Source organism: Ruegeria sp. CF3 (assembly GCF_056537365.1).
The window spans coordinates 130505-143024 of sequence record NZ_JBQFRK010000006.1 but is presented as its reverse complement, the minus strand read 5'-3'; the positions used below and the strand labels follow the sequence as shown (position 1 = coordinate 143024).

Below are 12520 nucleotides of genomic sequence, written 5' to 3'. Positions count from 1 at the left end.
GATACGCCCTAGAAACCCTTGAGATTGTTGTTGAACCTTGTCGTTCCGCGAGAAACGGAGTGTATTTGCCCCATGCGCTATAAGTTTGCAGATTGTATTCTGGATGTGGATCGACACGTCCTGACCCGCCGGGATGAGCCCGTCGCAATCGAACCTCAGGTATTCGATCTGTTGGTCCTCTTGGCCCAGCACCCAGGTAAGCTGGTGCCCCGGGACGAGATCATCGCGCGGGTATGGAGTGGCCGCTTTGTCTCGGATTCTACCATCAGCGCACGTATCGCAGCGGCGCGTAAAGCAGTCGGCGACGATGGCAAAGCGCAGCGGATCATTCGGACAGTCGTACGGCGCGGGTTGCAAATGGCGACGGATGTGACCTGTGACGCCGACACCGATTCAGGCGTAGACAACCATACGCAACGGCTGCGTTACGCGCGCGGTGCAAAGGGCCGCGCTGTTCCATACACGCTTTCCGGTGATGGGTTGCCGGTGCTGCGCATCGGTTCGGTCGTGCACGATCTGGAGGCGGAATGGCGCATCCCGTCCGAGCGTACCCGGTTACAGGACATGGCAAACCGTTTCCGCCTGTTACGCTACAACAAGGACAATGACGTCAGCTCAAACATCGATCATCAGGCGGTGTATGACCGCAGAATAGAAGAAATCCTGACCGTCGTGAATGCAGCGGGGTTTGACCGCTTTTCCATTCTCGGTGAAATGGGCGGCACCTTCCCTGCCCTACACTTCGCCGCAAGATACCCCGAGCGGATTGACAAGCTGGTTATCTCCGGCGGATGGGCTGAAGGGCGAGATTACCGGGAAGACACCAAACAACCCGACTCGATCCGGTCACTGATCGCGGAAGGCTGGAACAAGCCGGGCAGCGGCTATGCTATGGGCGCTGAATTCAGCTATTTTCCCGAAGGTCCGCTGGATAGCGTTCGGCACATGGTGAATGAATTGCAGACACTTTATTCAAGCGAGGAAAGACTTCACTACCGTGACATCGCCAATAGCACCTCGGTGCTGCAACTTCTTCCGATGGTGCAATGCCCCACTCTGGTTCTGCACGGGCGGCACACAGCCGTTCACCCCCTGTCCGAGGCGCGCAAACTGGCGGCTGGAATCCCCAATGCCTCGCTTGTGATCCTTGAGACCGGCAACCAGATACCATTGCCTGGAAATGAGGCCTACAACCCGTATATCCAGGCCATTCAACGCTTTCTTGAGACAGAAGAATAGTGTGCGCCGGGGCGCTGGACATTTCCTACCGCAGGCCGCAGGTTTGCGCGCAGCAAGACCGACGAATGAGGCCGCCCATGTTCCAGAGTTTCGAAGTGACCGCACGCCCCGAGCAAGGCCCACCACGACTGGCCGCTTTGCGGGACGAGCTGGCGCGCGAAGGCCTGCAGGGCTTCCTGATCCCGCGTGCGGATGCGCATCAGGGTGAATATGTGGCCCCTCGGGATGAAAGGCTGGCCTGGCTTACCGGATTCACCGGTTCTGCGGGGTTTTGCGCGGCGCTCACGGACATTGCCGGGGTTTTCATCGACGGGCGCTATCGCACTCAGGTAAAGGCCCAGGTCGCACAGGATTACACGCCGGTCCCATGGCCAGATGTCAGCCTGAGCGCCTGGTTGAAAGAGCAATTGCCAAATGGCGGCAAAGTCGGGTTTGATCCGTGGCTCCACGCTGCAGGACAGATTTCGTCTGCACAGAAAGAGCTTGAAGGCAGCGGCGTCGAACTGGTGCGCTGTGATAACCTTGTAGACCGAATTTGGGCGGATCAACCCGACCCTCCGATGAATCCTGTCAGGGCACATCCGATTGAATTTGCAGGTGAAAGCGCCGAGAGCAAAATCAAGCGCCTCGCGAGTGACCTGCAGAGCGCAGATCGTGCGGCAGCGGTGATCACCTTGCCGGATTCGATCATGTGGTTGTTGAATATCCGCGGCGCGGACATCGCATACAACCCTGTGGCCCATGGCTTTGCCATCCTGCACGGTGATGGGCGGGTGGATCTGTTCATGGCCGCTGCCAAACTGACCGGGATCGGGGATCATCTGGGCCCGCAGGTCACCCAACACCAACCCGACGCGTTCCTGACAGCGGTTGAGGCACTTGAAGGCAAGGTACAGGTCGATCCGGGAACGGTTCCGCAGATCGTAGCGGATGCGTTGGGGGACCGTATGGTCGATGGCGGCGATCCCTGCGCCCTGCCCAAAGCCCGCAAGAACCCGGCCGAAATCGCAGGCACGGCCGAGGCACATCTGCGAGATGCCGCAGCGGTGATCGAACTGCTGTGTTGGCTGGACGCGCAGAAGCCCAGCACCCTGACCGAGACACAGGTAGTAACGCGGCTGGAAGAAAGCCGCCGCCGGGACAACGCGCTGCAGGATATCTCATTCGACACCATCGCGGGCACCGGGCCGAACGGGGCCATCATGCATTATCGCGTGACCGAGGAAACCGACAGCAGGCTGGAAAACGGTCACCTGCTGGTGCTGGACAGCGGTGGGCAATATCTGGACGGCACCACCGATATCACCCGCACAATTGCAATCGGCGATGTTGGGGATGAGGAGAAGGCCTGCTTTACACGCGTCCTCAAAGGCATGATCGCCATGTCGATGCTACGCTGGCCTGTTGGCTTGGCAGGACGCGATATCGAATGCGTAGCGCGGCTGCCGCTGTGGCTGGCCGGGCAGGATTTCAACCATGGGGTCGGTCATGGGGTCGGTACCTATCTCAGCGTGCATGAAGGCCCTCAGCGCCTGTCTCGGGTCAGCCATGTCCCGCTTGAGCCGGGTATGATCCTGTCGAACGAGCCGGGATATTACCGCGAGGGTGCTTTTGGCATCCGGCTTGAGAACCTTGTCGTAGTGGAAGAGGCCCCAAACCTGCCCAGCGGTGACGACGAACGCGCCATGCTGAACTGGCGTACGCTGACTTATGTCCCAATCGACAGGCGTTTGATTGTAGTCGAAATGCTGACACGAGAGGAACGTGCTTGGCTGAACGCCTATCACCGCGACGTGGCGGAAAAAGTCCGGCCAAGGCTGGGCGACGCCGCTCAACTGTGGTTGGATGCCGCAACCGCACCGGTCTGACACCGGATTGTTACATAGTTTGGGCAGAGGAGAAGCCCTGACACGACGAGGGAAGGAACAGGAATGACAGACACCATCACGATCCGCAAAGCACCGGGCAAATGGAGCGTCCGTTCAGGCGGCGCGATTTTGGGTGAAACCAACAACGCGCTGGAACTTCTGGAAGGCGACAAAGACCCGGTTATCTACTTCCCGCGTGCGGACATTGCGATGGCCTTTCTGGATCGGACCAACAAAGTCACCCAATGCGCAGGCAAGGGAGACGCCACGCATTTCTCGATCGTAAACAAATCCTCAGTCACCGAAAACGCCGCTTGGAGTTATGAAAACCCGATCGACGCGGTGGCCGAAATCAAGGATCACTTGGCCTTTTATCCCGCAGACTCGATCAAGGTGGAACAACTCTGATCCAAGTATCCGTGCAAGACCGGATCGATCTGCAAAACGGCGAAAATCCTCAGAACCTGCCCTGTCCACAATGTTGCGAGGTGACCATGACAAAGCGTCTATTGAATTCCGCAGGCCCGATTGCGGCCCTGACGATGGCCTTTTCAATGGCCCTGCCCGCCGCAAGCTCTGCCAACACCGGTCTGGCCAATCCCGCGGCAACATATTGCATCGCGCAAGGCGGGCTCTACGGTATACATGACGGCCCGGACGGTCAGAGCGGTATCTGCCAATTGCCCGACGGCACCCGGATCGATGCCTGGACCTATTTTCGTGAACACCATGCGGGCGCGGATGGCAGCAAGCCGGTCGGCCTTGCAAATCCCGCCGCCGTGTACTGTGGCTCAATTGGAGGCGAATATGACCTGACCACGTCTCGCTGCGCACTGAGCGACGGTACGTCCGCCGATGCATGGGAGCTGTACCGCAAGGCACATGGAAAAACGCATCAGGTGGTGAACCCAGCAGCAGCCTACTGCCTTGAGACCGGAGGCAGCTACAAGATCAAAGACACTGGTTCGGGTCAGGTGGGTATATGCACCAAGCCGGACGGCACCTCGCAGGACGCATGGGCCCTGTTCCGTGCGGAAAATCCCGAGTGATCCGATCCGGTAATCAAGCCCGACATCCACACCCAAAATGAACTTGAAGCCCCGATTGAGCCGCAGTTTACCGACGATCAGAGCGCGTGTTAGTGACCGTTTTGCGACAGCCTGATCGCGTCCATTAAGTCGCCTTGGCTAATTTTCAGGTTTTCCTGCAACGCAAGCATATTATCTGGCTGCTGATTACACTGGGGTTCGCCTTCCTCGCTTTCGATGAAGGGTTCGAGATTCACGAAGGTCTGGACAAAGCGTTTCACCGCTTTTTCGGGATTTCGCAAACAAGCCTGACCGACCAGATCGAGGACATACCTGATCCCCGGATTTGCCCTTCTGGCCGCATCCTTGGTGCACGATGCCGTTACAAATGACAACGCCTTGTTTCTGTGAGTCGATATCCCCGGGGCCAATGTTCTTGATGTAAAACGGCCCCTTCGCGCGCTTGAAGAAGTTGCAAAGTTGATGCCCAAGGTGGAGTTCCTTGCCTGTTTCGTTCAGGTTCTTCGATAGGTCAACTCGACCTCTGATTAGCCATTCGATGCAATCTCTGCACCGGCGGCCGAGAAAGCCTGCCAATAAACACACACCCGCCTCGAAACAGTAAGTCGCAACATAGGTTTCAGAACCACCCGCGCCGCGATTGCAGTAGCCCTGGACGATCTGCTGTTCTAGTGTCGCGCAGCGACCAGACATAGGACTTGGGAATGAAAATCGCCACCGCCGCCTACGACCTCGATTGGCTCGATAGTTGGGCTCAATATGAAGACAAGCTTGAGGCATGGGTTTCCGAGGCCGCAGGACAAGGTGCCGACCTTCTGGTCTTTCCCGAATACGGCGCGATGGAGTTGTCGACGCTCGACGGCCCTAAGGTGGCAGGTGATCTCGAACGCTCAATCCGGGCGGTTTCCGACCGGATGGAAGATGTACAAGTTGTGCATTCGCGCCTTGCAAAGATGTACAACACATACATTCTGGGGGCTTCCGCCCCGGTCATCGACGGACCAGGGCGCCCGGTGAACCGCGCAATGTTCTACGCTCCTGACGGTCGTCTCGATCATCAGGACAAGCAGATCATGACACGGTTTGAACGCGAGGCCTGGGACATCGCCCCGGGCGGTTCGTTGAAGCTGTTTGATACCGCATTGGGTAAAATCGGCGTTCTGATCTGCTATGACAGTGAGTTCCCTCTCTTGGGTCGGACCCTGAGAGAGGCCGACTTGATCCTCGTACCATCCTGCACCGAAGCCCTGTCCGGGTATTGGCGTGTGCGGATCGGCGCCATGTCTCGTGCCCTTGAAAATCAATGTGTTACGGTAATGTCATCGTTAGTTGGCGGCAATGAATGGTCCGAAGCAGTCGACATGAATACCGGCATGGGTGGCGTGTTTGGCCCGCCCGATATCGGGTTCCCACCGACGGGAGTGCTTGCCGAGGGCACGCTGAATACCGCCGGCTGGACCTATGCCGAGGCCGACCTGTCCACAATTGCAAACGTCCGCGCAGACGGGTGGGTGTTGAACCGCACGCACTGGACCGAGCAAGACGCTCGGGTCGATTCAGTCACAATATCACCCCTTTAGGTGACTTCGCCCTTGAAATAAGGCCGAAATAGGCTCATTTAAGCGCACGATCTGCAGATTCTGCAGGTGCAACCTAATGATGGAGACAACATGGCCAAGGAAGATACGCTCGAATTTCCCGGTGTCGTGAAGGAACTCCTGCCTAATGCGACGTTTCGGGTCGAGCTGGAAAACGGCCATGAGATCATCGCACATACGGCAGGCAAGATGCGCAAGAACCGCATCCGTGTTCTGGCCGGCGACAAAGTTCAGGTCGAAATGACCCCATATGATCTGACCAAGGGTCGGATCAACTATCGCTTCAAGTAACGCTTCGTACATGGCGTTTATCCTCGGATCGGGCAGCCCGCGGCGGCTGGACCTGCTGGCGCAGCTTGGCGTTCAGCCCGATGCGATCCGTCCGCCGGATATCGATGAAACGCCGCTGAATGGCGAACTGCCGACCCCCTATTGTAGCCGCATCACCCGGCAAAAAGTTCAGGCTGTTCAAGCTGATAGCGATGATATCACCTTATGTGCTGACACAACGGTCGCACTGGGTCGCCGCATTCTTGGCAAACCCGAAGACGCGGGACAAGCTGCTGAGTTTCTGCACGCCCTGTCCGGCCGACGCCATCGGGTGATCACTTCGGTCGCTGTGCGGCGCGGGGATAAAATCCTCCAGCGTGACGTGGTTTCTCAGGTAAAAGTGAAACGTCTGTCCGACAGCGAAATCAATGCCTATCTTGCGACGGATGACTGGCAGGGCAAGGCCGGAGCCTATGCAATACAAGGTCCTGCCGGTGCGTTCATCCCGTGGATTTCAGGCTCGTTCACCGGTATCGTCGGCCTACCCCTGTCCGAAACTGCTGCACTGCTGCAAGGCATCGGCTATCCCTTATATCGCGAGGTTTCATGAAGGGTCGTACCATCATTCTGGATCATATTCAGGGACGCGAAGCTGCAGCTCTGATGGTGGATGGTGTTCTCGACGATTTCCTGATCGCCACAGATGCCCCTGCGCCAGGTACGATCTACCGCGCCCGCGCCGATCGCCCGGTCAAAGGTCAGGGCGGCATGTTTCTCACCACACCCGACGGCCCGGCTTTTCTGAGGCAAGTCAAAGGGTTGTCGCCCGGTGCTTTGCTACTGGTGCAGGTGACTGGATATGCCGAGCCCGGCAAAGCCATACCCGTCTCGAATCGTATTTTGTTCAAAAGCCGCTTTGCGATCGTGACACCTGACGCGCCCGGCCTGAACATCTCGCGCCGAATCCGTGATGAAGATATGCGCGACCAACTTCTCGAAATCGCGCATGAGCAAATGGGAAACAGCACGCACGGCCTGATCCTGCGCTCGTGCTGTCAGGCGGCGGATGCAGATGAAATCGCTGAAGATATCTCAGCCATGCTGGTACTTGCCGAGCAGGTATTGGCTGATACGGGCAGTGAACCAGAATTGCTGAGCGAGGGCGATGGTCCGCATATCCTGGCCTGGCGTGATTGGACGGACCCGGCCGAGGTCGTGACCGCATCCGGCGGATTTGAGGACCACGGTGTCGTTGATGCGCTCGATGCAGCAAAGGGGATTTCCGAAGCGCTTCCCGGTGGAGGACACCTCTATATCCAACCGACCCGCGCGCTGGTTGCGGTGGATGTGAACACCGGCGCCGACACATCTCTCGCGGCGGGAACCAAAGCTAACTTCGCCTGCGCCAAAGCCCTGCCGCGCGCCCTGCGCGTGCGCGGGTTGGGGGGGCAGATCACTCTGGACATTGCACCGATGCCCAAGAAAGACCGGAGGGGTTTCGAATCAGCCTTGCGGTCGGCATTCAAGTCCGATCCTGACGAGACGATCCTGGCCGGTTGGACCCCGCTTGGCCATTTCGAACTACAGCGCAAACGTGGTCGTATCCCATTGACGGAGATCCTGAAATGAGCTGCCCGATCTGCGGAGAAGATACCCAGCAGGCTTTTCGACCATTCTGCTCCAAACGCTGCGCGGATATCGATCTGGCAAAATGGCTAAACGGTTCTTATGCGGTGCCATCGCAACGTGAAGAAGACGCCGAGACGACCTCGGAACCAACCGAAAGCCCCACGTCTCGCCCGCATTGAAAAAATGTCAAAAAGCCTCTGGACACTGCCTGTGGCAAGTCATAGAAGGCCTCCACCCAATGGCAAACGCCATTCCCGTGCCCGGGTAGCTCAGGGGTAGAGCAGTGGATTGAAAATCCTCGTGTCGGTGGTTCGATTCCGCCCCCGGGCACCATAAAAATCAAAGGGTTAGACTTCATCCGGCTTGATGAATTCAAATGCACGTGTAATTCGTGTGTAATCAGGCCGAATTTTTCGGCTTCAGCCTGCGGATGTTGTCATGCTGTGTGCCGCTGACCCGCACTTCCAGCCGATCCATTGCGGCTTCGATGTGCGAGCCGCTTTGATGCGCGTAGCGTGCAACCATTGACAACGTCTTGTGACCGGAAATCCGCTGGACCGTAGGCAGGTCTACACCCGCCTGAACCAAATGCGTCACCGCCGTGTGGCGAAGGGTGTGAGGGGTGATCTGATCGCGACACCCATGTGCCCATCTTGTTTCCGGCCCAGGCATTGAGCCGCAACGCGTCGCGCGCCGAGTGTGCACAACATCCATAGCATCTACTCTGTCCGCCTTGCTGAGCACAGCGCGCCCAAATGGCGTAAGCGGCGAAGTGCTTCAAGAAGTCGTGCGTTAGAGAACTAGAATTTTTGCATTGATTGGTGCCATTGCGTTTACGCATGGAGACCTCTGAGTCAGCATTTTCGGTGCCTCGCCGCATAAAGCTCAGAATAGACGAAATCATTGGTTGGTGGGCAATGTCTGCTTATCATGCTCGGTCGAAACTCAACCGCTGTATCGTAGAACGGCTGCAAAAATAGGGCTAGGTGGTGCGAGATACTTTGGGCTAATTGCTACCGATCAAACGAAAACAGTATGTTCCAGCTAATCTGACTTACGAGCGGTCATAATGTAAGCGGTTGTTGGGAATACGGCAGTTCCATTGGATGTAGCGTATTTTCCTAGTTTCGGTTCGGCCTCAATCAACACTTCCGAAACCTTCTCCTCGCTAAGATGTATATCGAAAAGCGGTAACCATCCGCGAAGCTCAACTTCCACCATTGTTCGAGTGCTGGGAAAATTTGCACGTTCGGTTTTTGTTTCAAAATCAATATCTTCAAAGCCGGAAAGTGATAGCAGTTCAGCGACCTGATCCGGATTACCTAAACAGAACGGCAACCTGACTGCATCCCCTGCTGCAGAAGATACGTGTTCATCCAATACCGAAACGATGTCACCATACGCGGGGTTCTGATCGATGGAATGCCAGGCCGCTATGGCCAGTCTCCCACCCGGCTTGATCACCCGAAACATTTCATTGGCTGCTTTCTGGCGGTCCTGAAAGAACATGACTCCAAACTGAGAAACAACACATTCGAATGAATCATTACCAAATGGCAGTTCCTCAGCAGTACCAAAAACCCATTCGATTTTGGATTCAACTTCTCCTGCAGCAGCAATCATTCCGGGAGCTGGATCGAGACCAACCACGCGCCCTTTCTGGCCAGCACGCGCGAGTACATCTCTTGCAAGCGCGCCCGACCCGCAAGCAATGTCCAAAACATGGTCGCCGTCATTGACACCTACTCCATTTACTAGGTGCTTGGTCCAAGGGGCAAAAAGAGCTGGGACGAAAAGAGTTTCATATCCGCGGCCAGCCTCAAGTTGTTCTTGGGTTGCTTCAACCGCCATTGGGTTGCCTCCATACTAGAGTTTTCCTGCCCTACCATATCACGATGTTTTTCCTGCTTTGATAAATCCCTCGGGTGGACACAAATGATGTCCGCTTCGGGCCCAAAGCGGTCACTCAGCCAAATTCATTGAACGACTGCATTGCGGACAAAGCGGCCACATGGGCCGCTCAACAATTCAAATGACATGCGCGGTCGTCTATTACAAAGTGCAGGTTGAGGAGTGCGTCATGTCCGATGTTTTCGACCGTATTGCAGACTGGTTGCAAAAGCTGGCCTTTTTCGACGGCGATGTTGGTGGCCTGGTTGAGCATCTCAGTCACAGGCTGATCGACGGCGGTGTGCCAGTCGCGCGGGTTTCGCTGGGCCGTCTCATGATGCATCCCGTCATCGGACTGGTCGATGCAACTTGGGATGCATCAACGGACCGCATAGACTGGACTGTCATGCCACGGAGTTCAGTGACCGATGACCTTTTTGACAAGGCGCCGTTCGGCGAAAACACCAAGCTGACCGCCAAAATAGCCACTAAGTTCTTTCAAAGTGATATCTGGGATCTGGCCGACGGGCTGGTCGGCGAGACGGAAATGATGCCGGTGCTGCGTGCCAATCTGACCGATCCGTCAACCCGTGACAAATATCCGATTTACCAGAAGCTGGCTGCATCGGGCATCACCGATTACCTGGTATTTTCCGTTCCGTTTGGCAAACGGAGCATTACCTTCGAAAGCGGCACTCAGTGGGTACTGGGCGCTTCGGTGTCCTTCGCGACAAAAAGGCGCTCCGGCTTTACACAGCGGGAAATCGACGGCCTCACGCGACTGTCGATACCACTGTTTGGCACCGTCCACGTCTTCACGGAGCAGTTCCTGGCGGCTGAACTGATGGAGGCCTACCTGGGCAGGATTTCAGGCCGATCCGTCTTGAACGGCCAAATTTCGCGTGGCGATGTCCGCGAGATCGATTGTGCACTTCTGTTCAGCGACATGCACGGCTCTACGGCCCTGAGCCAACGCCTGTCACCGGGTGACTACGTGGCCGCGGTCAACCGGTACTTTGACTCTGTCGCGGGTGCGGTACACGACCATGGTGGCGAGGTGCTGAAGTTCGTCGGTGATGGATTGCTCGCGATTTTCCCGTTTGATGGTCATCGGCGGCTGCCCGAGGACATGTGCGAGGCAGCCCTGTCGGCGGCACGGGAAGCGTTTCAAAGGCGCGAGGAAATTGAGCCCGAGAAACGAACGGATTTTGGAATCGGCCTGCACATGGGCGCGGCGATCTACGGCAACGTGGGAACTGAAAGCAGGCTGGACTTCACGGTGACCGGGACTTCCGTCGCAATGGTCAGCAGGTTGGAGGGGCTGACCCGGTCCGTTGATGCACCCATTCTTGCAACGAGCGAGTTTGCCGAACTTGTCACCGAAACACCCAGCACTTTGGGATCACACACCTTGCGCGGTTTCGACGATGGCGTGGAAGTCTTCTCATTCGAACCCCTGGTTTGACAGCCCACCGCTCCGGTAATTGATGCAGAGTTACCCGGCGGCCGATGTCCGCTTTGGGCTCAACGCGGCCATCTGAGCGATATTGTCAGATGACTGCTTAAGGACCGTTTGCGGTCGTCGCCTTTTGGTGAATGTAAACAAGTTGGCAACCTCCGACGAATGCTTGTGTAATTTTTGTGTAACTCGGCCCAGATTGTTCTGGGTTCGTTCGACATAGACTGGACGTGATAAGGTAGTCGCTTGGAAGAATGGTCTTAGCTCTTCAAGAATATCTGGCATTATTGGTACAGTTCGGATGCTCGGGGCCAATAATTGAAAATCCTCGTGTCGGTGGTTCGATTCCGCCCCCGGGCACCATACCAACATCCAAGATCATCCGAGTTCGCCCGAACTAACTGATATTGTTTAAAATTCGGAGACTGACTGTCCAGCGTGTTCCGCATTTGTCCAATTCAATCCGCCAGAGTTGTTGGTATTATGCGGGGTATCAACAATACATGTGATTGAAATGCCTCTGACAGATATGGCCTTAAAAAACATGAAGCCTGAAGAACGTTCCTAAAAGCGGTCAGATGCACATGGGCTCTACATACTAGTAGAACCAAACGGGTCTATGCTTTGGCAGAAGCATTATCGCTTCAACGGTAAGCAAAAAGTAATGTCATACGGACCTTATCCGTTGATATCGTTGAAGGAAGCCCGAGAGAAGCGCGACAATGATCGCAAACTTCTGTTGGAAGGTATTGACCCGATGGCCGTCAAGAAGGAACGCAAACTTGCTTCAGAGCGAGCTCAGCGTGGTCGCTTCGACATCTTGGCTGGCGAACCCTTGGAGAAAAACAAGGCTGAAGGTCGCGCAGAAGCGACAATGAAAAAGAAAGCCTGGCTGATCGAGATTGCAAACAAAGACATCGGCGACCGTTCAGTCATGGAGATTACGCCCAGCGACGTTCTTGCGGTACTGAAGAAACAGGAGCGCGCCGGAAACATTGAGACGGCCAGTCGTCTGCGAACAACAATCGGAGAGGTCTTTCGATACGCAGTTGCATGCGGTCTAACCGAAAACGACCCGACGGCGTCGTTGAAAGGCGCATTGATCCAAAAAAGAGTTCAGAACAGACCGGCAATCACAAACCGGGATAGGTTGGGTGAATTGCTCTGCGCTATCGAAGACTATTACGGCTATCGATAAACTCTTGGTTTCACTCCAGCTTTCAACGTAGGTTGGAGCGGTAGACCATCTCAGAGACCATTTCGCCGAAGTACACCATTGTGAAAGAAGATGTTTTTTTCTTCAGTCACCGCATCCACAAGGAGCTTTGCCGCTATTACTTTTCTTCTTGGATCGCATTTTCTTTGCGTGCTCACTCGGCAAACGTAGAGGCGACGAGAACAAGAAGAGCGGCTGATCAACTGCATGAGTATTGGTTTCATCTGAGGTCGCAGGATATGCAAGTGCCTGGAAAGCATATGTTACGACTCGGCGCAGCCAATTCTGCCGCAACGCCGGTT

General features: G+C 55.9%; 14 protein-coding genes, 1 tRNA gene and 1 pseudogene. 13 read left to right on the top strand and 3 right to left on the bottom strand.

The features are described from left to right. Positions 1–72 precede the first annotated feature (72 nt). From ACR0KC_RS18330 to ACR0KC_RS18315, 4 genes are all read left to right on the top strand, one after another. A complete protein-coding gene (locus ACR0KC_RS18330) occupies positions 73–1239 on the top strand; it encodes an alpha/beta hydrolase (RefSeq protein ID WP_480772107.1) in 1167 nt (388 codons plus the stop codon). A 77-nt stretch (positions 1240–1316) separates the two neighbouring features. Continuing rightward, entirely contained in the window at positions 1317–3107 is a 1791-nt protein-coding gene (locus tag ACR0KC_RS18325; protein ID WP_480707359.1) for an aminopeptidase P family protein, read from the top strand. Between the two features lie 63 nt (positions 3108–3170). Continuing rightward, positions 3171–3515 (top strand): DUF427 domain-containing protein, encoded by a 345-nt coding sequence (locus ACR0KC_RS18320; RefSeq protein WP_170392698.1) that lies wholly within the window; start codon positions 3171–3173, stop codon positions 3513–3515. 86 nt (positions 3516–3601) lie between these two features. Continuing rightward, positions 3602–4156, top strand: coding sequence for a DUF333 domain-containing protein (locus ACR0KC_RS18315; RefSeq protein ID WP_170609811.1), 555 nt, complete (start codon positions 3602–3604; stop codon positions 4154–4156). Positions 4157–4245: 89 nt separating this feature from the next. Here ACR0KC_RS18315 and ACR0KC_RS18310 read toward each other — a convergent pair whose 3' ends face one another. Further along, entirely contained in the window at positions 4246–4626 is a 381-nt protein-coding gene (locus ACR0KC_RS18310) for a hypothetical protein (protein ID WP_480707358.1), read from the bottom strand. Between the two features lie 234 nt (positions 4627–4860). Between ACR0KC_RS18310 and ACR0KC_RS18305 the strand changes: the two genes are divergently transcribed. The 6 genes from ACR0KC_RS18305 to ACR0KC_RS18280 all read left to right on the top strand — a co-directional run bounded on the left by ACR0KC_RS18305 (position 4861) and on the right by ACR0KC_RS18280 (position 7986). Then, positions 4861–5736: a carbon-nitrogen hydrolase family protein gene (locus tag ACR0KC_RS18305; RefSeq protein ID WP_480707357.1), complete on the top strand. Its 876-nt coding sequence runs from the start codon at positions 4861–4863 to the stop codon at positions 5734–5736. Between the two features lie 90 nt (positions 5737–5826). Continuing rightward, positions 5827–6045 (top strand): translation initiation factor IF-1, encoded by a 219-nt coding sequence (gene infA, locus ACR0KC_RS18300; protein ID WP_005978431.1) that lies wholly within the window; start codon positions 5827–5829, stop codon positions 6043–6045. 10 nt (positions 6046–6055) lie between these two features. Next, complete coding sequence (locus tag ACR0KC_RS18295) at positions 6056–6634, top strand: Maf family protein (RefSeq protein ID WP_480616262.1); 579 nt, start codon at positions 6056–6058, stop codon at positions 6632–6634. Continuing rightward, positions 6631–7653 (top strand): ribonuclease E/G, encoded by a 1023-nt coding sequence (locus tag ACR0KC_RS18290; RefSeq protein ID WP_480772106.1) that lies wholly within the window; start codon positions 6631–6633, stop codon positions 7651–7653. Before ACR0KC_RS18295 ends, ACR0KC_RS18290 begins: the two co-directional genes overlap by 4 nt. Beyond that, positions 7650–7832 carry a DNA gyrase inhibitor YacG gene (locus ACR0KC_RS18285; protein WP_170513305.1) on the top strand — a complete coding sequence of 61 codons (183 nt, stop codon included), beginning with the start codon at positions 7650–7652 and terminating at the stop codon, positions 7830–7832. Before ACR0KC_RS18290 ends, ACR0KC_RS18285 begins: the two co-directional genes overlap by 4 nt. Positions 7833–7911: 79 nt before the next feature. Next, positions 7912–7986: transfer RNA gene (locus tag ACR0KC_RS18280), tRNA-Phe, on the top strand. A 66-nt stretch (positions 7987–8052) separates the two neighbouring features. On the opposite strand, the gene ACR0KC_RS18275 is transcribed toward ACR0KC_RS18280, so the two are convergent. Both ACR0KC_RS18275 and ACR0KC_RS18270 read right to left on the bottom strand, forming a co-directional pair. After that, a complete protein-coding gene (locus tag ACR0KC_RS18275; RefSeq protein WP_480772132.1) occupies positions 8053–8325 on the bottom strand; it encodes a tyrosine-type recombinase/integrase in 273 nt (90 codons plus the stop codon). 372 nt (positions 8326–8697) lie between these two features. Next, positions 8698–9504, bottom strand: coding sequence for a class I SAM-dependent methyltransferase (locus ACR0KC_RS18270; protein ID WP_480707355.1), 807 nt, complete (start codon positions 9502–9504; stop codon positions 8698–8700). 229 nt (positions 9505–9733) lie between these two features. Here ACR0KC_RS18270 and ACR0KC_RS18265 point away from each other — a divergent pair, with 229 nt between their 5' ends. The 3 genes and pseudogenes from ACR0KC_RS18265 to ACR0KC_RS18255 all read left to right on the top strand — a co-directional run bounded on the left by ACR0KC_RS18265 (position 9734) and on the right by ACR0KC_RS18255 (position 12200). Continuing rightward, positions 9734–11008, top strand: a complete 1275-nt coding sequence (locus ACR0KC_RS18265) for an adenylate/guanylate cyclase domain-containing protein (RefSeq protein WP_480772105.1) — start codon at positions 9734–9736, stop codon at positions 11006–11008. Between the two features lie 577 nt (positions 11009–11585). Continuing rightward, a pseudogene (locus ACR0KC_RS18260) lies at positions 11586–11765 on the top strand (Arm DNA-binding domain-containing protein); the annotation flags it as partial. Beyond that, complete coding sequence (locus tag ACR0KC_RS18255) at positions 11760–12200, top strand: tyrosine-type recombinase/integrase (protein WP_480772131.1); 441 nt, start codon at positions 11760–11762, stop codon at positions 12198–12200. The pseudogene ACR0KC_RS18260 and the gene ACR0KC_RS18255, both read left to right, overlap by 6 nt. The last annotated feature ends 320 nt before the right edge of the window (positions 12201–12520 follow it).